This window comes from Candidatus Sysuiplasma acidicola, from assembly GCA_019721035.1.
GTDB classification, from domain to species: Archaea; Thermoplasmatota; Thermoplasmata; order Sysuiplasmatales; family Sysuiplasmataceae; genus Sysuiplasma; species Sysuiplasma acidicola.
The window spans coordinates 162789-184374 of record JAHEAA010000001.1 but is presented as its reverse complement, the minus strand read 5'-3'; the positions used below and the strand labels follow the sequence as shown (position 1 = coordinate 184374).

Genomic DNA, 21586 nt, shown 5'->3' with positions numbered 1-21586 from the left:
AGAGAGCGGCCTTGGCGTATTGTATGGGATCTGGCATTGATGAGGCAATCGGCAGCAGGCTCTCAGGAAGCACACCGTGCTATGGACACTGCAAAAGCGAAGCTCGGCATCACATGATAGACGGGGAAGGCGGACGTATCGCTTGCTTTTCATGCAGTACCGGTTACGTTTCGCGCATAGTAATGTACAGCAAAGATTCGTGTGCAGAGTCGCTCAAATCGTTTGTTTCGAAAGCGGTTAAGGGAGCGATGGATATCAGGGAGGAGGATATCAGGGTGGCGACGAGACATCCATGGGAGATGGGGCTTGAAGAGGATGCTGCACCTGACGTCATTCTCAGAGAGGCCTACTGGACACAATATTACAGGAGAACAAAGTCCGATGATCCTGCCAGAACGGCACTTTTCAGATGCACTTCGTGCGGCACATTGTTCACGCAGTCCCTCAATTCCGCTCATTCAGTTTGCGCAGGATGCAGTCACGAGGAAGGTGGCAGTCTGTGACGGGCGTTAAACGCATAAGCGTCGTATACGCAAACTGGTGTCCACACTGTGTTCCGACGACTACGGAGCCGATGAAACAGTACGCGGCTGAACTTGGTGCAGAGCTTGAGCTCATAGACATCGACGTAGCGGAGGAAAGGGCGGACGGCCTTGTCAGGAAATACGGCGACTGGGCAGAGGATTATCTGATACCTCAGGTGTTCTTCGAATTTGATGACGGCAGGATTGTGCACGTCATGACTGGTTTTTCCGAAGGTGTTGAATACACGCGCAGCGCAGTCGAAAGACTCCATGGAAGCAAGTTCTACAGAGTACTCAGGGCGCGTTAGTCAGTCACGGCGCACGTAAATATCGGTAATGTTCCTGAGCCCGGAAAAGAGCGGCACCGGGGAGTAGAGGAACGTGTGTCCTCTGGAACGCTGTATGAATGCCCCCATTTCTGATGTCGAGTCGATGTTCGAATATGCAACACGCAACGCCGAAAGAAGCCTCGCGCCGTCAGTGAAAAACAGCCTCTTGAGCGAAGTGAACGGGACGGCAATCTGATTCTCGAATGCCATCTCGACGACTTCGGCGGCATCCTTTCCGTGCATCGACCCTTCCATAACATCTATCAGGAGAGGGTAGTGTAATGAAATGTAAAAGTTATTCTCTTCGCAGAGCAAAGCTGCCCTGTAATCCGGATATGCGCCGAACGCGTCGCCGTTGAGGAGTAGAGGGACGCCCATCTCCTCCTTGCCCGGATACTCCACTTCTGATACGAAAGAGTTGTACGCGGACACGGCATCGGCCATTCTGCTGTACATGACGGCGTGACCGTGTACGGCCGCAAATCTGCTCACGACGACGGACATGGCCTCCCTTCTGCGCTTTATGTCCTGCGTGATTTCGGAAGCATCAGATTCGGGCAGGAGTTTGAGCATGCTGTTGATATCATATGCAGAAGCATTGCGTATCAGTGTCGCCTCAATCATTGGGCCAGAAGGAATATCAAGCGCCTTCGGAACCCTGACATCGAATTCCTCGCCGGATACAACGTCCACGAATGTGGCTCTGTTTTTCTGGAATCTCGGAATAGTGAAAACAGAATTTCTCTGTGAAACGACGTTTTTGAAAACCGGTCTGACCCTGTCGCTGAGCAGCCTGCCGAATGTTGCCATGTACCAGTCCGGGGGAAGCATCCCGACTGCGGGTATCACGAACATGGTGCAGTACCACTGCAGAAACTCCATGTTTCTGAGTTCGGAATCCTGCATCATTGCCGTGTATACAGGGGACGAATAGATGGTGCCAAATCTCTCCTCTGCACGTTCCCCTGTGCCGGGTATCATATAACAGGATGCCCTGTATATTTCACTCTGTGCTTCGAAATGGTTGTGTATGGAAGCAAACGTTCTGTTGGACGCAAGCATGTCGGAATAGCTCGTCATGAGAAGGGGCAGGAATGACTTGTAGTTCCGCATCACCATATCGGCAAGGTATTCATGACCGGAGGCTGCCGCCCGGTCAACCGTTTGTCCCAGCGATTTGAGCGCTGCAACTGCTTCGTCCGCTGAGAATGAGTTCTTCCTGGCTGCGTCACCAAGCAGGTTGTTTCCCAGATTTTTCTCCAGTGTGTTGTCGTCAAGAGTCTGGTATGTGCCGTCCAGGATGTGGTCTATTGCAGACAGCAGTTCTTTGTCTGAAAGCTGCTGCCTGTACTGGTAGTAGACATATATCACCAGTTCCGAGAGCAGCAGCGGGTCTGAGGACAGCATCGCGTCCAGCCCCTTCAGTTCGTTTGTCGTCGACTCACCGGGAGCACGAACAAGCTGAGTACAACTTAATCTTTCCGAAATCACGCAGGCAGTCAAGCAGTGGTAACGTGAAAAACATTTGGAAAGGCGTTTAATAAGAGGTTTCTTCGGATCTGAGGCAGCTCAGTGACGGAATCTCCTGAGAATTATAGCACCAGTTCCAACGGCAGCCGCGAGGACTATAAGGCCGGCAGCAGCAACGCTGCCCGCAACGCTGCCCGGGGAAGGTAATACAGATGCTGTTTCGCTCAGCCCCACGACCGGGTCGTAGGACAGTTTAGTGTAGTTGGTGTTCCAGCCGGCCGGTGTGTTGAAAACAAACCATATGTGAGCCATGCCGGCGTCTTCAATCCCGTGACTGAACATTTTCACGGTCACATTCACAGGGGTTGTTGTGTGGTTGCTGTATGTTGCATTTGCAGTGGAGCCCCAAGAGACGAAACCAAGTTTCAGGAAACTTCCCTGCATGACAGATATATTGTCCTCTCGTGCCTGTGAGTAATCTGCGCTCCTGTAGCTGTCATTGCCACGGTCGCCGACATTAATGCCCGTGGAAGTGGGAGCATCGCCCCGGTTGTCCTCAATTGTCCGGTGACCCGTTACTGCCACGACCAGGGCAAGTTTGTCACCCGTGTTGTTTAACCATGTCCATTTGTTGACAGAGAGATCGAACTTCACATGCGCCGTGGACTCGTTTATATGAAATGTCACTGCAATGCTTCCGGGACCAACAGCTCTCATCGGCTGCATTAAACCGCTGTCGCCTGTCCTCTGTTCCTGCTGTCCAAAGAATGTTCTGCTTGCATTCATCTGACCCAGCGAGAACTCTTCCGAAGTCAGAGTGAAGGTTATGTTGACCATTTTTGAGGCGTTATCATATGTTATTGAAACTCCGCTGCTGTAGTTGAATATGCCAGTCCCGTTCATTTCACCGAAATCCGGAAAGGCCCTGACGGTAGAAAGCACTGCAACAGGCGTACCGCTGCTGTTTAATTCATAGACCCCGCGGACGTCGACTGTGAAACCCGTGGTGTTGCTGTTGTTCCGGTAGAATATGTGCAGCATTGGCTTGAATCCCTGGAATTGAACGATCATCTTGCTGTTCGACACGATTATTGAGTTGTCATGGCTGGTTACAGTGGGCATGCCGTTATCGTGTATGCCGCCCTGCTGGCTCGCCCCCAGTGCCACAGAGGTACCGGACACCAGTACAAACGCAACAATGGACGCTGCAAGTATTCTGTGTGTTATTCCCATGCCGATCACCTGAAAAAAAGCCGCATCCACTCTTAAATATGTTATTTGACACTCTTCGAACGCACTGGGAAAGACGCGCGTTTCAGCGGCTGAAAACGTGCTTGGAGGCGTCTGGAGCTCTGGACGGGCAATCAAAAAGGTTTAAAAACAGCACCTGTAATCCCATCACATTACGGCCGGTGATAAAGAATGGCAGAAGACGCCCAGATAAAAGCAGATACTGAAGCTGATAATTCGAAACGCATAAGCCCGGGCGACATTGTTCAGATAGAACTTGATGCTTGGATAAACGAAACTGGTAAGTTATTCCAGACTACCAGCAAGGAGAATGCGCAGAAAGAGGAAATTTACGATGACAAGACTGTTTACGGCCCTGTTTTTGAGATTGTGGGCAAGAACAGATTCTTTCCAGGACTCGAAAAATCGATGAGCGCCGCGTCGGTAGGACAGGAAGTGGAGTTGCTGATAAAGCCGGAAGAAGGGGCTGGAAGCAGGGACCAGAATCTTGTAAAGCTCTATTCGGTCAGGGAATTCGAAAGGATGAATGTTGAGCCAAAAGTTGGCGTCGATGTGAGGATTGGAGACAGGGTGGGAAGAATAACGCAGGTGACTGTAGGTCGTGTCAGGGTCGATTTCAACAATCCTCTCGCTGGACACACGCTGAAGTACAGATACAGGGTCCTCGCCAAGATCGAAGAACCTCTGGAGAAGTTCAAAGCAATTGCGGAAATGTACTATGGCACCAGTTCCGGTTTCGACATTAAAATAGATGGCGACAGAGCGGTAGTAGTCCTTCCTGATTCGTGCAGACTCGACCCCAGATGGGTCAATGCTAAACTCAGGATAGTTGCCGAAGCCTATGAAACAATAGGATTGAAGGAAGTCGAGTTTGTGGAGAAGTATGTAAAACCGGCTCCGCCGGTAGCAGCTGTGCCGGAAGCAAAGGCAGAGAAGGCACCTGAAGAAATTACAGATGAGACGACTGACAGTGCAAAAGGAAATGAATCAACAGGCGTGGAAAAACAATAAGACTGTGGGAATGAGGGGCCACGCCCCTCCAACGGGCGTGTGGCCTAGTCAGGATATGGCACTTGCCTCCTAAGCAAGTGGTCGAGGGTTCGAATCCCTCCACGCCCGCTCCGTTCAGGTGCGCGTCTACCAATTTCTTCGGCTCCTTCTTCGAGTCGAAAGGCATAATTCAGCCTATCCCTCACCCCACTGGCCATTTCGACCCGGGTAACGTGAGTATAGCCTTGCGTGCTCTTCAGCGATACGCGTCCAAGATGTATTCGAACCATCAGGATGGGCGCTTTAATGCATAGAGCGAACGGACGTGCCTCATATCAGTGTCATAAGGTATGCAGACAGAAGCGTCACAAACAGAACCGGCACTGCGATGGTGAGACCCACCCTCACGTAATACAAGGGCCTGATTCTTATGCTATTTTTCCTGTCAAGCGTGTAAAGCCAGAGCATCGTTGCAAGGGAACCGATAGGTGTAAACTTCGGTCCAATGTCATTCCCTATGACATTGGCATAAACCAGCGATCTGCCTCCTGTCACGTGGACAAGCGCGAGATTCCCGATCATTACGGAAGGCATGTTGTTCATTACAGCCGCCATAAAAGAGAAGAGGAAACCGGAGAATATCATCGGCACCGGTCCGCCGAACACAAGGGTGGCGGAAACTGCGGATGAAACAAGCTGTGTCAGGCCCGCTCTGCCGAGGCCGAAAACAACAACATACATTCCAAACGAGAAAAGCACAATCTGCCATGGCGCCTCCCGCAGTATTTTTCGCGTGTCAATCCTCTTTCCCCTTTTTGCTATGAGCAGCACCGCCGCGGCGAACGGAACCGCTACAGCTGCTACAGGCACATTGAAGAATCCGCCGGCTGAATAAGCGATAACAAGCAGAATGATTATGGGAATGGACAGACAGAAGACAACAGGGTCTCGCACAGACAGTGAAGGATCTGGAAGATCCGCGTGGTTGTAGAGGGGCTGTATGTTCCTTCTGTAGAAGAACATTATGAGCAATATGCTCGCTGTGACAGACACGACATCAGGTACGAGCATCGCAATTGCATAATTTATAAATGTTATGTGAAAATAGCTTGCCGAAACAATATTGACTAGATTGCTGACAACGAGAGGAATGCTGCCTGTGTCGGAGACAAAACCCACAGCCATGACAAATGCCAGCGTTCCCTTTCTGTCCAGCCCAATCTTCCCTGCCATGGCAATTACGATTGGCGTCAGAACAAGCGCTGCCCCATCGTTGGCAAAAAGGGCCGAGACTGCAGCAGTAAGCAGCATAACGAGCAGGAAGAGATGCATGGAACTGCCTGCGGAATATCGTGCGATGCGTATAGCGATGTACTCGAAGAGACCTGCTTCGTCGAATACCAGCGTTATCACTATGACCGAGACAAATGTAAAGGTTGCATTCCAGACAATATTCCAGACAATAATTAGATCGGGAAGTGTAGTCAACCCCAGGACGACGCTTATCACGCCACCTGCGACAGCCCAGTATCCGATACCTATGTTCCGGGGCTTGAGGAGAACCAGAACAAGAACAGAGGTGAATAACAGCGAAGCCTCGGCGAACAAAATGTCGTTCATTTCAGCGCACACTCCATCCCAATGGTTTGTGCGGACGCAAGGTGACAGATTCTGCACTCGGCGTAGAAATGGAAACACACTTCAGGCTGAGACACAGCATAACACGCTCTCGGTACGGTACGGCCGAATAGGACAAAGGATTCGACACTGCGGGGGCCGAAGATGAAAACGCCAAATCAGAAAAGCGCCATCTTTCGAAGAATTTCCACGCAGTCATATCTTCCAACCCACAGAAACGATAAACTTTGCAATTTGAGAAGTTCACACGTCTTTTCCGGCACCGGGTACCTTCACTTTTTTCAGAACATCATCAACAAATTGGATGTCATCTATACTGAAAAATGCCCATTTACCAATCTTTCTCCGCCTGACGATTCCTGTCCTCTCGAGCAAACCGAGTTGATAGGATGCCATTGGCTGAGTCAGACCGACAGCCTGAGTCACTTCGCACACGCACATCTCCTTCCTGCGTATCAGCATCACGAGCATCAATCTGTTCGGATCGCCCAGAGCGGCTAACTTTCCTGCCACGTCTGAAATCACTGCTGCACTCTTTCCAGAGCGAAGTTTCACGGCATATTTTCTGGTCCTGCCGAGTTCGGCAACACTGCACAGACCCTCGTCAGAAAGCCGTCTAAGGGTGTTTTCAGTTTTTCCGTGTCTTTCCTTCACAACCAACCACAGGCGTTGCATTACATAAATATATTTGAATATATTGATGTAAGGGATACAAACAATAATATTGAAAACAACTGTATCAGATGAAGCGGATCTACCGGAGTTCATTCACGATGGCTTTTATGCCGTCCGTTACAGAAACAGATGCTTCGAAACCTATGTCCTTCCTGCACTTTGTGGTGTCTGCGAGCGTCCTGTTGATGTAATTGCTGATAGGATTTTCGACGTATTCGGCCTGAATGTCCCTTCCCACAACTTCGGATATCAAAACAAGCAACTCGTTGAGTGATGTCTCCTTCCCGGTTCCCACGTTATATAAACCGCTCTTCGCACCGGAGAGTGCCGCACGCACATTTGCCTCCGCTATATCGTCGGCAAAAATCAGATCCCTCGTCTGGCTGCCGTCTCCATATATCACCGGCTTCCTCCCCTTTCCGTCCAGCTCAAGAGCATCCCACAGAAACTGTGACAGCATATTTGCGATCTTGCCCTTCTTTCTCTCTCCGAGACCGTAAACGCTGAAGTACCTCAGAAACACGACCGGCAGGCCGGTAACTCTCGAGTAGGAGGACCCGAGCGCCTCCATTCCGAGTTTGGATGCAGCATACATATTTGGCGTGGACGGAATAAGCTGATTTTCATTTGAAGGAAGAGGCAGATTTCCATATATACTGGAAGTGGAGGCCGCCACGACTTTCGCAACATTTTCGTGATGAGCGGCGGCGAACACATTCATGCTGCCGTTCACATTGATCTCGACACCGGGAGCAGGATCCGGATAAAACATTGGTGACGAAGAAGCGGCAGCTTCATGAAAGACGAAATCGCAGCCCCTCATCGCTTTTCTGAGCAGCTGAGTGTCCATTATGCTGCCTTTGTGGAAGTCTATATCGCTGTCTTCCGCATCCTTTATGTCTATGCCGCTGACGCTCCATCCACGTTTCCTGCATGCAACAGCGATTCTCGCACCTATGAGACCGGAAACACCTGTGACCAATACCTTCGTTTTTTCACCTCCTTTTTGGACGCTTTAGCTGAACGATTCGCCGGTTATCCGTTCAAACATGCTCACGTAAAGGTCAGATGTCCTCTTCACCATATCTTCCGGAAGGGGAGGTATTGGTGGCTCAGTTTCTCCCTTCTTTCTTGCAGACTCCAGCATTTCGTAATAACCCGTCTTCCTGTAATACTGCCTGACGAATTCCTTGCTCAGTTCCTCGATTCTGCCCTGTGAATATGCATCGGCATCCCACCATCTGTCCTCATCGGATGTGCCGAACGTGTCAACCAGCATGACCTGTCTGTCCTTATCCAGTGCGAACTCCTTCTTGCCGTCGACATGAATCAGTCCCCTGTTGCTAACCTCATCCTGGATGCGGCTGTCTATCCTCTCTATGATCGAGCGGATCTCATTCATATCGCGGTCCGAGAGACCTGAAATGGAGAGAGCTTCGCTGATTGTCAGATGCCTGTCGACAGGTTCGAGCTTTGTCGTGACTTCAAAAAACGGTTTATTGAGCTTCTCCCCGTATTTTGGCTTGTGCCCCGGCTTGAAACCTATGTCCTCCGGTTTAACTTCACCGCTCGCCAACCTGTCCATAAGGCTGCCTGCAACATAATGCCGCATAACGAATTCCAGAGGTATCAGATAATTGCGGGTCGTGCTGTTAATTTTGGAGTAATCGCTTATGACGTCCACGCGCTTTACACGCATGCGGTTGGATGCCACAAGTTCCATGAAATGTGTCCTTATACCCATCGTCTTGGCAATCTGGAACCAGAATGCGCCTGTCCTGCACAGAGCATCGCCCTTGTGAGGAATGCTATTTGAAATGATCTTGTCGAACACTGAAATCTGATCTGTGAAAACGAATTCGAGTCCATCAGCGCCAGCCTCGTACACCTCTTTGACTTTTCCTTTTCTGAGTAATTTCAATGATATCACCGGGAATGTATGAACTTCGTTCAGATGCGACCATAAAATTAGTGGTTCTTAACTATTGCTCTAGCGAGCGATGCGTTGAGAATCGGCGCCGGACGTACACATCTGTGATGCCGTCAGGGATGCATGAAGCTGAAGTTACGCCAGAAGGATTCAGACGACGAAACGAAGGCGTACTGCGTGCGTTCAGGCTGCGCCCCCTGTCCTCAGGTTCTTTTTCAGTTTCTGTATCTCCCTCTCTGTCAATCGTCTCAGAGGAGGTTTGACGAATCCGGCATTAATTCCTCTTAGCTTCAATGCTTCTTTGATGGGTTGAATGGGCGGGGTAGTCAGGAGACTCCTCATTTCAGAGATTCTTGACTGGATCACCGACGCTTTTGCCAGACCGCCCTCTCTGAACAGCTTGTACAGGTGAACATAGCTCTCGGGGAATGGATTCGAGTATCCGCTCACGCAACCGTCCATTCCTGAAACTAGGCCGGCGAGAAAGAAATCATCTGAACCGCAGAATATAATCTTGTCCTTCGGTTTCATATTAATGAGCTGCAGCAGATTTCTGAAATCTCCGCTGCTGTCTTTTATGCCCATAATGCTCGAATGTTCTTCCATCATCTCCACAACAGTTTCCGGCTTTATCTGCACTCCGGTAATTGGAGGTATGTGGTAAATGAAAAGCGGAAGATCTGTAAATGAGGACACCAGAGAGTAGTAGTGCCTGACAGCGTCCTCATCGGGTTTGTAATAGCTGCCGGGTACGGCAGCAATAGCATCCGCACCAGTGTCTCTGGCATGCGATGCCAGTTCTCTGACGTTTTCTATGGAATTGTCGCCGACATGGACGATCAGCCTGACATTTCCATTACATCTCTCATGGCATATCTCGGTGAGCCGCTTTCTCTGGCTTACGGTCATCAGGAGTCCCTCCCCTGTCGTTCCACCGGCATATATGCCGTTCACTTTCTTGCTTATAAGAAAGTCGAGAAGGGAGGCCAGTGCTGTTTCATCCAGTTCTCCTTTTTCATCGAATGGTGTGACCATCGCCACAAACACGCCCGAATAACTGCCGCTCATTGTAATCAGAAACCGTACACATTTGCCATATAATTCTGTTTGCGGTAGACTGTCAATATTGATAAACAGGTACGGTTTTCTGAGTAAATGTGCATCTGGAAGTCATGCTATTCGCCCAATACCGGGAAATTATGCTTTCCGGGGCCATACGGCTGGAAGTTAAGGACGCCGAATGTCTGACCGTTGGCGAACTCAGAAAGACCATTGGCCGCCAGTACAGCGCCCTTTCACCATATGTCGGTAGCGCACTCTTTGCAGTGAATGAAGAGATCGCGACTGACGAAACTCAGATCCGACAGGGTGACATCGTTGCGGCAATGCCGCCGGTTAGTGGTGGATTATGTTTGTAGAAATAAGAGCATCTCAGATTTCAGAGGCGGATGCTCTGGAAAAGCTTGACAAAAGCGGATGTGGTTCAACTGTGACATTTTCTGGGATAGTAAGGCCTACAGAAGGAGGTAGGACAATCTCTTCGCTTCATTACGAGCATTATCCAGGAATGGCCGAACGGATGATTACTGTAATTGCTGCAGATGTTATGAAGAAATTCGATATCAGAGATGCAGTTGTGATACACAGGACAGGAGACGTCCCGGCAGGAGATATCAGCGTCTCCGTGGCCGTTTCGTCGGAGAGGAGGAAGGACGGCTTCCGGGCCTGCGAGGAGATAATAGACAGGCTGAAGACGACGGTTCCCATCTGGAAAAAGGACATAGGAGAAGTGACTCGATGGCAATCAGAAGAGTTGCAGAGGAAGGAATCTCGGAAACAGAAATGATAGACATTTCGGAAAAAGCCGTAGTGCCGAGAAAAGCAGTTGCGGAAGGCACGATCCGTCTTACCAGACGGAGCATGATGCTGTTGAAGAGAGGCGCAGGAAAGAAAGGTAATCCTTTTCCTGCTGCCGAAATTGCCGGAGTGGGAGCGGCCAAGAAGACGCACGAACTCATTCCGCTCTGTCATAACATACCGCTCGATTACGTGCGCGTACGACTCAGGGCCGGAACCGATACTGTTACTGCGAGATGCGAAGTTGCCGCACACTGGAAAACAGGTGTGGAAATGGAAGCGTTGACCGGGGTCTCCGTTGCGCTGCTGACAGTCTGGGATATGGTGAAATCAAGCGAAAAAGACGCATCCGGGCAGTACCCTGTTACGTCAATTGCGGAAATAAGGGTGCTGAACAAGTACAGGGGTCGGTAGGAATGAGCGTCGGTGAGCACAGAAAGACATCGCCTGTTTCGGCATCATTCTGCGTTGTCACTGTCAGCGACAGCAGGACCGTCTCGGATGATGCCTCAGGTGATGCAATCGTGCGCGCCATTGAAGCTTCGGGGCATTCAGTCCTGCGCAGAATTATAGTAAAGGATGATGCGCAGATGCTAAACAGGGTATTCGACGAGATGATTGGCACAGGCACGAATGCGATCATATTCAGTGGAGGAACGGGAATAACAGCCAGGGACGTGACATATGAAACAATTGCACCCCGTCTGGACAGGAGAATAGACGGTTTCGGCGAACTGTTCAGGCACCTCAGCTACGAGGAAGTTGGAAGCGCTGCGATGATGAGCAGAGCCTTCGGGGGCGTTACGGCGGGAACACTGGTATTCTGCCTGCCGGGTTCGCCGGAAGGAGCTTTGCTCGCAATGGAAAAATTAATTCTTCCGGAAATCGGGCATCTGGTCAGGGAAGCGAAGAGATGAGATGGAATTACCGTACGCTGGAAGAAGCAATCAGGACAGTTGAAAAGAGAACAAAACTATCCCTCAGGATGGAGTTGTGCGACATAGACTCGGCATGTGGAAGGGTGCTGGCCAGAACTGTAAGAGCAGGCGTCAGCGTACCTCCCTGGAACAGATCGGCGGTTGACGGCTATGCAGTCAGGAGCGCAGATTTGAACAAACGGGGCACGAAAACACTCAGGCTGGATGGAAGTGTACATGCAGGCGAGGTTTCAGGCATAAAAGTGAGGAAAGGAGGTTGTGTGGCTATTGCCACCGGAGCGCCGGTACCCGACGGAGCAGATGCTGTTGTAATGATGGAATTTGCGGAAGTCCGTGGAGACAGCGTTGCAATCTCAGGCGACGTGGAGAAGTGGGAGAACATATCCAGAATGGGCGTGGATATTGTCAAGGGAAGCGTAGCGGCGGAAAAGGGAAAACGCCTCACTGCCGGCATGATCGGCAGTCTGGCTTCACAGGGTATCAGGGATGTCCCTGTGATGAAGAGACCCGAAGTTGCGATTATTCCCGGTGGCGACGAGATTGCACCCCACGGAAGTGAGGCCAGACAGGGGCAGATCTATGATGTCAATTCCCATGTTGTAGCGGCAGTTGTTTCGGATGCAGGCGGCACACCATCAATTCACGATCCGGTAGGCGACACACCCGGAGACGTTGACAGTGCGCTTTCATGGGGACTGAAAAAGGATATCTGTGTATTTGTTTCCGGAAGTTCGGTTGGTGAGCGTGATCTGACGGCGTCCGCGATAGCAGGCAGTGGCAGACTGCTCTTTCACGGTGTCAGAATGAGACCGGGACGTCCAACTATGTTCGGTATTGTGGACGGGAAGCCCGTATTCGGGCTGCCCGGTTATCCTGTTTCCTCATTTGTCGGAGCGCACCTGCTGCTGAGGAGATGCATCATGCGCATGACCGGGGAGCATCCTTCGAATAACAATGTTGTCAGAACAGCATACCGTGGAAGAGAGAGTGCTGCACCTGGATTCATGAGTATCATTCCGGTACGAGTGACAGCGAACGGCGCTTATCCTGTTTTCAAAGAATCCGGGGCGATAACCAGCATAGCAGCGGCATCCGGACTCGTAATGCTTGGCGCAGGGAAGAGAATAAGAAACGGGCAGGTTGTCGAAGTCCGTCTTCTCTGACAGACCGGAGCTACACCTCGATAAGCCTGAGATCCTCTCCAGCCTCACAGTTGACTGCACCCGCGTCCCGAAGTACCTTATGCTTGGGTTTACGGTAACCCGCGGGAAAGCAGAATCTGTAATTGGGACACCTGACAAAGTCACATTTGCGCTGGTCCGGAGATATTATCGAGCCGACAACCGCCTGACGCCTCCTGACTGCAATAAAGTGACTCTTCTCCTCGACACGGACTATCCGGACGCCGTCTTCGTGCACAACGCATTCATCATGGTGCTTCGGCCTTACTTCAACAACGGTGTAATGCTGCCCGGGTTCCAGATTCAGGCAAGCCACTTTGAGCTTGCATTCCCTGCACTCCGGCGCACCGCCGTTGAAGATGAAATTCATTCCTTCTTTCGCTATGTGCTCTCCTATGAGTGTAATGCCAGGCATCCGCTCCACCGACCTTTCCGGCAATGACTGAGCGGCTTCAAGTAATCTTCCAAGGCACGGTCGATGTAACACTGCCGGAGCATTGTCATATTACCAGTGTCCTGCGGGCCAGCCTTCCTGCCGAGACGGGTGTAAGTTTTTTCACATCCAGTATTGTGTACCGATCCCGGCGAATTGTTCGCGCTTTGACCAGCGCCCGTATTATGTCTGTTTCGCTGACACCGAGTCCTTCTGCAGTAACCGGGCATTTCAACCTCATCAACGACAGCCGAATTGACTTCCAGTCGCCACCCTGCAGGGCGGTCATCATAATGGCTCCGACTCCGCATTGCTCTCCATGAAACGCGGAGCCTGAAGACATGGCATCCAGCGCGTGTGAAAACAGATGCTCTGAGCCGCTGGCCGGTCTCGAAGATCCAGCAGCACCCATCGCCAGGCCGGAAGCTATGATCGGCCTGACAGCTAGCCATGCAGATGATTCATCATTCCTGCTGATTTTCGAGGCTGAGGACATTACCGACTCGGCAGCGTATCTTGACAGCGAAGCGGCGGTCGTGCTGAAGAAATCCCGTCCTGCTCTCACGGCTATTTCCCAATCCCTCAGAGCGGTGGAATTGCTTATCACGTCGGCGCAGCCCGAAGCGAGCATTCTGTAAGGTGCCTTGGAGATAAGCTGAGTGTCCGCCACGATTGCCACAGGCATGGAGCCTTCCATTGAAAGCGGAGAGTCGCCGTTCTTGATGGATGCTCTGGGTGACGCTATGCCGTCATGGGAAGCGGAGGTTGGTATACTCACGAAACCGGCATGGCAGTTCTTTGCGACCATCTTGCCCAGATCAATCTTGCTGCCTCCGCCTACACCCAGAACGGCTTCGGGCTTCCATGATGCTGCCACGACATTCAAGCGATTTAGATTTTCTATACTTGCCTCGCTGGTAATCTCCATGCGTACATCCATGCCTAGCTTTTCGAGCAGAGAGCAGACCCTCTTACCTGCTATTGATGAAGTGCGGCCGCCGGTGACGATGAGGCTCCTTCCGGAATAACCCAGCTCATCGACGACAGAGGGCAGGCTCCGAAGAACACCATGTCCTGCGAGCACCAGTCTCGGGAATATCATTGCCTTTGACTTCTTGAACTGTTCACCGATCATTGTAATCAACAATCAAATGCCTGCATCAGCGCATCCTGTACTTGAGCAGTGCCTCATCAATTCTCGCTGCCAGTTCGAAGTCGAGGCTGCTTATGGCACCTACTTCATGAGTGACAAGCGCAATCTTAACTTTGCTATAAACGTTGAACCATTCCGGATGATGATTCATCTTTTCCGCCTCAAGCGCCACTCTTGTCATGAATGAGAAAGCGTCTGCAAAGTTCATGAAGTTCAGAGACCTGGAAAGTTTCCCGTCTTCGACCTTCCATTCCGGATGGGCCGACAGCCAGTCGGCGATCTCACTGTCAGTCATCTTTCTGATTTCAGACATATTGCTTCGATCCCTGTGCTACATCTCACTGACCTATATCGTAAATTAGTATTGCATTCGCAGGCCAATCAGCCGTAGAATGCCGGTTTCTCCTCTTTGGAATCCTTCCTGTTATCCTTCTCCTGTTTTAACACATCAATATAGAATACGGAATTGCAGGGCACTATGCGTACCGTTCCCTTCTGTTCTCCGGCCGTCAGCCTGACCGAAAGAGCGCTTTCATCACCGAACGGGACATACCCGAGGAATGTGCCTTCCGTTTCAAACTGCGCGTCTGAACTGCCGGCACTAACAATCTTGTATACTGACCCCTTGATTAGCGAATATGTCTCCCCTTCCTCCTTCTTCATTTTTTCAACTCCGTAAGTTTCTGTATGTGGTCCACTGTTTTCCTGTATGATTCCATCGCCGCCTGAATGTTGGATTCGGTAAAGTTCCACGCTTTGCTGATATTGCCGTATCTTATTCTATATCCCTTCTTCCTCTGGCCCTCTCTCTCGATATAAACCTCTTCCAGTATGTCAAGACCCTTAAGCTTGTTTATATGCCTGTACACGGTGGCTTTTGTCGCTCCGATGTCCACTGCTATTTCATCCACAATCCATGGACGCCCTGCTCTCAGGAGAAAGTAATCGCGGAATATCCTGAATGGAATGCTGCTCTCGACGTCCGCTGCATCATTTCTGGGTGTATAACCGGGAGAAATATAGCCTATCTCTGCAAGGAAAATTGATAACACTTCGTCCAGATCATTTAACGGAGTAAGGGGTGTGTTTGAGACGACCGAAATTTCAAATGACATCTATAATGGCTAAAGCATTTAGATATAAAAATTTAATAATCGAGAACGGTACCGGTGAACGGAGTGAGCATATGTCCTCAGACCTCTCCTCGGGACAACCGATCGTCGCTGCCTTGACAAAGCACAGTGTTGCGCTTTCGTGCGGAAAAGCCAGAGTGGATAATCATTCTTCCCATAAGTTGTCAGTGGGAACAGATGGTGGCGCTGCATGCACTTCGCGCCGATCCTGTGCGCCTCATTCTTAAAAGTGTGCGATTCATTGTTTCACCGTTCAGAGTGTTGTTGATTCGTCAGACAAATGGTAGACGATCGCCGAAATCTTCCAATGCTCTTATAAACAAGAAATGCATTCACCGGTAGCGGGATGCACTTTGATGGCAATCAAGGGTAAAGGGGACGAGTGGGTCTATGTCTATGCGATAAGGTCCGACGGACCGTCGAGAGTAAGGACCGTAAGCATAGTGCGCGACAGAATATTCTGCGACTGTCAGGCATTTGACAGAATGGGCACGTGCGAACACCTGGAGAAGGCATGGCAGGTGCACTCCAGACAGGAATCGAGAAACAAGTATCTCGGACTGGAAACGATCCCCAAGAAGGAATGATCCGCGAGCGGCATTGAAGGGTAATACATTACTTCATGTGCCGCTCTATCGCCGATTTGATCACTGGTTTCGGAACCGCTCCGATTATGGCGTCCACCTGCTTGCCGCCCTTGAATATAAGCAGTGTGGGAATACTCATTATGCCGTATTCTGAAGGTACAGCACTATTGCTGTCGACATCAAGCTTACCGAAGACTACTTTTCCCTTAAGTTCCTTCGCGAGTTCCTCAACTGTAGGTGCGATCATCTTGCACGGCTGGCACCAGTCTGCCCAGCAGTCCACCACAACCAGCGGATGCTTGCTTATTGTTTCCTTGAAGCTGGCATCGGTCACAACTATTGGCTTGTCAATCGTACCGTTCTCGACCAATTGTTTCACTCCTTTATTGCACGTTTAACCCCGGATGCCATTAATTAACCTTTACGTTGCTACAATACCTACGAAAGTGTCAGTTTCCCGTTTCTTTCCCATTTAAACTTCAGCCTCCTGCGTCCTCTGTAAAGTTTACGCTGAATGACATAGGAAGCTATCAGCGGCAGGCTGACGCTCGCTTCAACGTATGCCGTTGCAGTCGTTGCTTTCTTCTGAATCTTGCCCCATGAGCGCGCCTCATCCAGCGTACTGCCGCTGAGTCCTCCCCAATGTGGGACATCCGTAGTGAGCTGCAGGGCATAGCTGTGACCCTGAATGTCCGTGTTGAATGCATAGCCGGCCATGACCTCTGCGTCGTTGATCCAGTTCTTGGGCGTTCCGCCGCCGATGTACAGGACGCCTGTCTTCTTTGACCTGAGTATCACCTCAACAATCTCGAAATTGTCTTTTATGGAATCGAGGATGAAATGATCCTTTCTGCCTTTCTGCTTCACATGGAGGAGCGTGAGACCTATGCCGATCGAGCTGTCATTCAGCGCAGGGCTGAAGACGGGTATGCCGCGTCTGTATGCCGTGCGCAGGATGGACTCGTCATCGGACAGTTTGGAGGAAAGCGTCTCGATAACTTCTCTTGATGAATAAGAACCGGGCTGCATTTTTTCCACCACGTCGGAAATATAACGATCAGTTTCCTCAAACTTCAGCTCATCTACATATGTGTCGTATATCCTGTCAATAGCCAAATCGCGCAGGACGGCATCATCCGCAAACGGACTGCCGGCATAATGCCTGTAACCCCTCGCCTGGTACATGTCCTGATAGAGCACCGCTCCCGTGGATACGATGACATCTACCAGGCCAAGATCTACAAGGTCGCGTATTACCTTGCGCAGGCCAGCTGCAATAAGAGGACCGGACAGACCCAGGATCACGGTTGGCCTGTCTGTATCTGTGAGCATGTTTTCATAAACCTGTGCTGCCAGCCCTATGTTCCTTGCCTGTATGGAAGTGCCTTTGAATGCTTCAACCAGATCACTCACTGACTTTATGCTGGTCAAGTCCACATTGGACACTGGTTTTGACAGAAGCGCCCTTCTTGAAATTTTCTCTTTAGCCATCTTATCCGTCACCGCATATCGCAGATAAATAAGTGACATCCTCCACCGTATAAATACGGTGGCTTACTACAGAACACATTGTGCTGTCAGCGTGTTCTGCGGCGGTTCCTGCTTCTTCGACCGGACTCGCCTGCCCATGCGGGCAGGTGGAGGTCCAGTTTCCACAGGCGTGAATTCGGGCATGTCCTGCCCTGAATGCTATAGGAGAAGCAACCTATATTCCTGAGGGATAACGGAGACCGGTATCCTCGAAGTAGGGAGGGGCGGCGTTGGCAGCATGCGGGATTGGTCCCGCCAAGCCCTGAATCCGCCCTGAACCACACACGCCGATAGGCATTCTCTGGCCTCTGGGGCCAGCAATAGGTGCATGCGATGCGGTGCGTTACTCCCTGCAAGGGATATGGAAAGGAGATGAAATAAAATGCTGTCCGTAGGGATAGATACGCATCAGAAGATGCATGAAGTGGAGGTGCAGGATGAGGAAGAGAAGACAATGTGGAAGGGAAGGATAGGGAACGACAAACAGGGCCTGGCTTCGCTTGCAGAGAAGCTCGCTGTGATTGAGAGGAGCAACAATCAGAAGATTGTTGGTGTTTACATCAATCCTACGGGCAATTACCATGTGCCGCTGCAGCGTTTCCTTCAGTCGAAGGGATACCGTGTTGTTGCCGTCAACCCCATAATGAGCGCCCATGCAAGGAATATGGACAACATGGGCAGGACAAAGAGCGACAGTGCCGACGCTGCAACGCTTGCTTCCATTCCATGGAAGAAGAGGGGCATGAAGGAAGCACGTTCTCACGAGAGGGACGAGCTCTCCGAACTGACAAGGATGCATGAGGCGGTCGACAGGAACATAACCAGGATTTTGAACACCATCTGGAGCGACCTTGCCGCGGTATTCCCCGAATTTGCACAGCTCATCGATGATCTGAAGTCGAAGACTGCGCTCACTCTGCTCGAGCGGTATGCCGTTCCCGCCAACATTGTGAAGGCATCTGTGAAAGAGCTCACAAGGGTTGTGAGCAATGCAAGCAGGAATCACCTCGGAAGAGAGTTTGCTGAAGAACTCAGGAAGAAGGCGTCGGAGACCATCGGCATTCCAGACACCGGCGGCATATTCGCATTCAAAATCAGGGAGAACGTGAAACGTCTCAGGTCCGAGATGCAGGAGCTGAAGCGGATAGATGATGAAATCAGGAAAAAAGCAGAAGGACGGAAGGACGTGAGGCTCCTGGACGACATGAAGGGTGTGAGCACAGTTGCTGCAGCCTCGGCTGTCTCTGAGATTGGCGACATAAATCAGTTTGAGACTGCAGAAAAGCTGCAGACATACGGTGGCAGATCTCCGAAGACTGAGGGGTCAGGAGGCAAAACGCGTTCATACGGTGTCGACAAAGGGAGAAACAGCCATCTCGCTCACACCGCATACACGGTTGCTGCCTCGCTTGTGAAACACAATGTTCCCGAGTTCAGGGCAATATATGACAGGGAGATTGCCAGAGGGAAGGCGGGCACACAGGCACTGTTCATTGTTTCCAAACGATGGCTATATCATACACACAGCATGTTGAAGAACGGCAAACCGTACCGTGAGAGAATGCCTCTGGGCTCAAGGAGAGGGAATAGAGAGTCCTTCAGTTCCAGTGGAATGGAGTGAAACAGCAGCACAACTCATGGTGTCAGACATAGGAGAAATACTGTTCCCCCTGCACCCCCTGTGATCCAGATAATCTCTTATAGGTACTGCTGCCAAAGCACGGGCGACCACATTCCTGGCCGCATTGATGTCCCTGTCTTCCACATGCCCGTTCGGGCACCGGAAGACACGGTCTTTCAGTTCGAGCGGAGGGTAGGCATACTCTCCGCACGTTGAACATGTCTGAGTCGTGTTCCTTGCAGAGACTTCGACATATCTATGACTCCGCTTGAGCTGTTTGTACTCTGACATCTGTCTGAGCATTCCCCATCCTGCATCGGATATGGATTTGGCGTTGTTGAGTCCCCGTATCATTGACTGCACGTTCAGGTCTTCGAATGCTATGAGGTCATAACCGCTGGTCCACCGTGTTGTGAGTTTGTGTGCAAAGTCCCTTCTCCTGTCACGTATCTTGGCAAAGTATCTTGCCCGTCGCAGCTTTGCCTTCTCCCTGTTGTGCGAGTGTTTGACCTTACGTGACACTTCACGGTCGAGACGCTTGAGTCGCTTCTCCGCTTTGCGAAGGAATCTGGGTGGATCGACAGTTTCGCCTGTCGATAGTGTTGCAATGCGATTGAGACCGAGGTCTATGCCCACGGGATTGACAGGAGACGTGGCAGGTGGCGTGGGAGCATCCGGTATCTCGACGGTCAGGACGGCATACCATCTGTCGCCTTCCCTCTTCACGGTGCATGTCTTGATGCGCCCATCGACAGGCTGTCTGTGGAGTTCGATGGGCACATCGCCGATCTTCGACAGGTGCAGTCGCTTTGTGCCCATTCTGCCTTCAGTGATGGTTACGGCACTGTATGCCTGTGGATATGTCAGTGAAGTTACTTCACTCCTGAAGTGCGGGAAGCCGGGCCTTGTGCCTTCCTTCAGCCGCCTGAAGAAATGTTTGTATGAGTCGGCTATGCGCTGAAGGCACTCCTGTGCCACCTGTGAATGTACACGTCCTATACCGTTCCTGTCATAGTTTCTCCATTGAGTGAGAGAGGCAGCCTGTTCAGTATATCCCACAGACCTCTTCTCAGTGCGCCATGCATCTATACGCTGTTCGAGTGCATAGTTATGAAGGAACTTCAGTTCATCCAGCTGGCGTAATAGCTCCATCTCCTGACTGCGGAATGGATAGAGACGGTATTTGAAAGACTGATACATGGATCACAGCACCGTTACTGAAGGCACACGACTGTTAAGCCACTACACTGCCTGAACACTGTCAGTTCTCACTGAAGATCATGAGGCTGTAACGGCAACGTGCCATGTGCATGCACCAATCCAGTCAAGCGCATTATTTAAACGGCGACAGGGAGAGGTCGCCGAAACATGCTACTTCCGAACAACATTGACAGCGTCAGCTGTACCGCAATCAGGACACTGTCCGCAACTGGCGACTGCAGGTCTGACTGCAGCGGGCAGAGTACGCGGAAGTTGTGAAGCAGCCGGAACATCGGTGAAAACCTGACATGGTGACTGCCCGCTTTCATCCCCTCAATGAATTGAGGGGTCTTTTCGATCGTTTTTATAAGCGCATCTTCCGCGGGTTGACATTTCGACTGCACTCCAGTTCAGATGACAGGAAGACTTAATATATTGCTTGACTGAAGCGTGAGTGAGGAGTTTTTTGAAGAAAGCACGGGCAGAGAAGGCCATCAGAGGTGCATCGAAGAGACCCGATGAGAAGACGAAACCAATCAGCAGGATTACAGAGGCAAAGTTCCCCACGAAATACGGTCGCTTCAAAATAATCGCCTATGAAGATTCAAGAGACAGAAAACTGCATCTCGCTCTGGTAAAAGGGAACGTCGCGGGACAGGAAAAGGTGCTTGTCAGGGTACATTCGGAATGCCTAACCGGGGATGCTCTGTCCTCCATGAGGTGCGATTGCGGAGAACAGCTGCAGACAGCGATGAGCATTATTGAGAGGAGGAAAAAGGGCGTCGTGCTGTATCTGAGACAGGAAGGAAGGGGCATAGGTTTACTGAACAAGATGATTGCCTATCATATGCAGGATATGGGAGCCGATACCGTTGAGGCAAACGTGATGCTCGGATTCGATCCGGACGAGAGAAGTTACGACATCGCTGCATTCATGCTCGGCGACCTTGGCGTGCGGTCCGTCGTGTTGCTCACCAATAATCCGGACAAGATTGAAGGACTGAAGGCAATGGGCATCAGCGTGAGCGGAAGAAAACCGCTCGTTGTCGGACTCAACAGAGCCAATCTGAAGTATATGATTACAAAAAAGAGAAAGTTAAACCATATGCTTGACCTGGACAGAGTAGAGTGAGACGAGAGGAAGTA

Annotated in this window: 26 protein-coding genes and 1 tRNA gene; 12 read left to right on the top strand and 15 right to left on the bottom strand. The window is 50.9% G+C overall.

Annotated elements, in window-relative coordinates; translation table 11 throughout:
- The first annotated feature begins 23 nt into the window (after positions 1-23).
- Positions 24-503, top strand: coding sequence for a hypothetical protein (locus KIS30_00885; protein MBX8645304.1), 480 nt, complete (start codon positions 24-26; stop codon positions 501-503).
- Positions 473-832, top strand: coding sequence for a thioredoxin family protein (locus tag KIS30_00880; GenBank protein MBX8645303.1), 360 nt, complete (start codon positions 473-475; stop codon positions 830-832). The genes KIS30_00885 and KIS30_00880 overlap by 31 nt, the downstream gene beginning before the upstream one ends.
- Here KIS30_00880 and KIS30_00875 read toward each other — a convergent pair whose 3' ends face one another.
- Together KIS30_00875 and KIS30_00870 are read right to left on the bottom strand one after the other, a co-directional pair.
- Positions 833-2344, bottom strand: coding sequence for a hypothetical protein (locus tag KIS30_00875; protein ID MBX8645302.1), 1512 nt, complete (start codon positions 2342-2344; stop codon positions 833-835).
- A gap of 78 nt (positions 2345-2422) precedes the next feature.
- Positions 2423-3565, bottom strand: coding sequence for a hypothetical protein (locus KIS30_00870; protein MBX8645301.1), 1143 nt, complete (start codon positions 3563-3565; stop codon positions 2423-2425).
- Between the two features lie 180 nt (positions 3566-3745).
- Here KIS30_00870 and KIS30_00865 point away from each other — a divergent pair, with 180 nt between their 5' ends.
- Both KIS30_00865 and KIS30_00860 read left to right on the top strand, forming a co-directional pair.
- Complete coding sequence (locus tag KIS30_00865; protein ID MBX8645300.1) at positions 3746-4585, top strand: peptidylprolyl isomerase; 840 nt, start codon at positions 3746-3748, stop codon at positions 4583-4585.
- Between the two features lie 33 nt (positions 4586-4618).
- Positions 4619-4693: transfer RNA gene (locus KIS30_00860), tRNA-Arg, on the top strand.
- 201 nt (positions 4694-4894) lie between these two features.
- Here the strand turns inward: KIS30_00860 and arsB are convergent.
- The 5 genes from arsB to KIS30_00835 form a co-directional block, all read right to left on the bottom strand.
- Entirely contained in the window at positions 4895-6184 is a 1290-nt protein-coding gene (arsB, locus tag KIS30_00855) for an arsenical efflux pump membrane protein ArsB (protein MBX8645299.1), read from the bottom strand.
- 261 nt (positions 6185-6445) lie between these two features.
- Positions 6446-6856, bottom strand: coding sequence for a winged helix-turn-helix domain-containing protein (locus KIS30_00850; protein ID MBX8645298.1), 411 nt, complete (start codon positions 6854-6856; stop codon positions 6446-6448).
- Positions 6857-6956: 100 nt separating this feature from the next.
- Positions 6957-7859: an NAD-dependent epimerase/dehydratase family protein gene (locus tag KIS30_00845; GenBank protein ID MBX8645297.1), complete on the bottom strand. Its 903-nt coding sequence runs from the start codon at positions 7857-7859 to the stop codon at positions 6957-6959.
- 33 nt (positions 7860-7892) lie between these two features.
- On the bottom strand, positions 7893-8798 hold the full coding sequence (gene purC, locus KIS30_00840; protein MBX8645296.1) for a phosphoribosylaminoimidazolesuccinocarboxamide synthase: 906 nt from the start codon (positions 8796-8798) through the stop codon (positions 7893-7895).
- 192 nt (positions 8799-8990) lie between these two features.
- Positions 8991-9875, bottom strand: a complete 885-nt coding sequence (locus KIS30_00835) for a dihydrodipicolinate synthase family protein (GenBank protein MBX8645295.1) — start codon at positions 9873-9875, stop codon at positions 8991-8993.
- Positions 9876-9964: 89 nt separating this feature from the next.
- Between KIS30_00835 and KIS30_00830 the strand changes: the two genes are divergently transcribed.
- From KIS30_00830 to KIS30_00810, 5 genes are read left to right on the top strand one after another with little or no spacing between them, the layout of a single operon-like run.
- A complete protein-coding gene (locus KIS30_00830; GenBank protein ID MBX8645294.1) occupies positions 9965-10225 on the top strand; it encodes a MoaD/ThiS family protein in 261 nt (86 codons plus the stop codon).
- Positions 10216-10653, top strand: coding sequence for a molybdenum cofactor biosynthesis protein MoaE (locus KIS30_00825; protein MBX8645293.1), 438 nt, complete (start codon positions 10216-10218; stop codon positions 10651-10653). Before KIS30_00830 ends, KIS30_00825 begins: the two co-directional genes overlap by 10 nt.
- Positions 10605-11078 (top strand): cyclic pyranopterin monophosphate synthase MoaC, encoded by a 474-nt coding sequence (gene moaC / locus KIS30_00820; protein ID MBX8645292.1) that lies wholly within the window; start codon positions 10605-10607, stop codon positions 11076-11078. The genes KIS30_00825 and moaC overlap by 49 nt, the downstream gene beginning before the upstream one ends.
- Positions 11079-11080: 2 nt before the next feature.
- Positions 11081-11581: a molybdenum cofactor biosynthesis protein MoaB gene (locus KIS30_00815; GenBank protein ID MBX8645291.1), complete on the top strand. Its 501-nt coding sequence runs from the start codon at positions 11081-11083 to the stop codon at positions 11579-11581.
- Positions 11578-12765: a molybdopterin molybdotransferase MoeA gene (locus tag KIS30_00810; GenBank protein MBX8645290.1), complete on the top strand. Its 1188-nt coding sequence runs from the start codon at positions 11578-11580 to the stop codon at positions 12763-12765. The genes KIS30_00815 and KIS30_00810 overlap by 4 nt, the downstream gene beginning before the upstream one ends.
- Before the next feature lie 10 nt (positions 12766-12775).
- Here KIS30_00810 and KIS30_00805 read toward each other — a convergent pair whose 3' ends face one another.
- From KIS30_00805 to KIS30_00785, 5 genes are all read right to left on the bottom strand, one after another.
- Positions 12776-13198 (bottom strand): UPF0179 family protein, encoded by a 423-nt coding sequence (locus KIS30_00805; GenBank protein MBX8645289.1) that lies wholly within the window; start codon positions 13196-13198, stop codon positions 12776-12778.
- A gap of 85 nt (positions 13199-13283) precedes the next feature.
- Positions 13284-14351: an NAD(P)-dependent glycerol-1-phosphate dehydrogenase gene (locus tag KIS30_00800; protein ID MBX8645288.1), complete on the bottom strand. Its 1068-nt coding sequence runs from the start codon at positions 14349-14351 to the stop codon at positions 13284-13286.
- A 25-nt stretch (positions 14352-14376) separates the two neighbouring features.
- Entirely contained in the window at positions 14377-14682 is a 306-nt protein-coding gene (locus KIS30_00795) for a 4a-hydroxytetrahydrobiopterin dehydratase (protein ID MBX8645287.1), read from the bottom strand.
- Between the two features lie 68 nt (positions 14683-14750).
- Positions 14751-15032, bottom strand: a complete 282-nt coding sequence (locus KIS30_00790; GenBank protein ID MBX8645286.1) for a hypothetical protein — start codon at positions 15030-15032, stop codon at positions 14751-14753.
- Complete coding sequence (locus tag KIS30_00785) at positions 15029-15484, bottom strand: helix-turn-helix domain-containing protein (GenBank protein MBX8645285.1); 456 nt, start codon at positions 15482-15484, stop codon at positions 15029-15031. Before KIS30_00785 ends, KIS30_00790 begins: the two co-directional genes overlap by 4 nt.
- A gap of 344 nt (positions 15485-15828) precedes the next feature.
- Here KIS30_00785 and KIS30_00780 point away from each other — a divergent pair, with 344 nt between their 5' ends.
- Positions 15829-16089: a hypothetical protein gene (locus KIS30_00780; GenBank protein ID MBX8645284.1), complete on the top strand. Its 261-nt coding sequence runs from the start codon at positions 15829-15831 to the stop codon at positions 16087-16089.
- Between the two features lie 28 nt (positions 16090-16117).
- Here KIS30_00780 and trxA read toward each other — a convergent pair whose 3' ends face one another.
- Complete coding sequence (gene trxA / locus KIS30_00775) at positions 16118-16441, bottom strand: thioredoxin (protein ID MBX8645283.1); 324 nt, start codon at positions 16439-16441, stop codon at positions 16118-16120.
- A gap of 86 nt (positions 16442-16527) precedes the next feature.
- Positions 16528-17580: a deoxyhypusine synthase family protein gene (locus KIS30_00770; protein MBX8645282.1), complete on the bottom strand. Its 1053-nt coding sequence runs from the start codon at positions 17578-17580 to the stop codon at positions 16528-16530.
- Between the two features lie 421 nt (positions 17581-18001).
- Between KIS30_00770 and KIS30_00765 the strand changes: the two genes are divergently transcribed.
- Positions 18002-19240: an IS110 family transposase gene (locus tag KIS30_00765; GenBank protein MBX8645281.1), complete on the top strand. Its 1239-nt coding sequence runs from the start codon at positions 18002-18004 to the stop codon at positions 19238-19240.
- On the opposite strand, the gene KIS30_00760 is transcribed toward KIS30_00765, so the two are convergent.
- Positions 19193-20440 (bottom strand): transposase, encoded by a 1248-nt coding sequence (locus tag KIS30_00760; protein ID MBX8645280.1) that lies wholly within the window; start codon positions 20438-20440, stop codon positions 19193-19195. The two genes, KIS30_00765 and KIS30_00760, sit on opposite strands and share 48 nt — an antisense overlap.
- A 454-nt stretch (positions 20441-20894) precedes the next feature.
- Here KIS30_00760 and ribA point away from each other — a divergent pair, with 454 nt between their 5' ends.
- The gene (gene ribA / locus KIS30_00755; GenBank protein MBX8645279.1) at positions 20895-21572 is read left to right on the top strand and encodes a GTP cyclohydrolase II; all 678 of its coding nucleotides are present in this window, start codon (positions 20895-20897) and stop codon (positions 21570-21572) included.
- Positions 21573-21586: the final 14 nt, after the last annotated feature.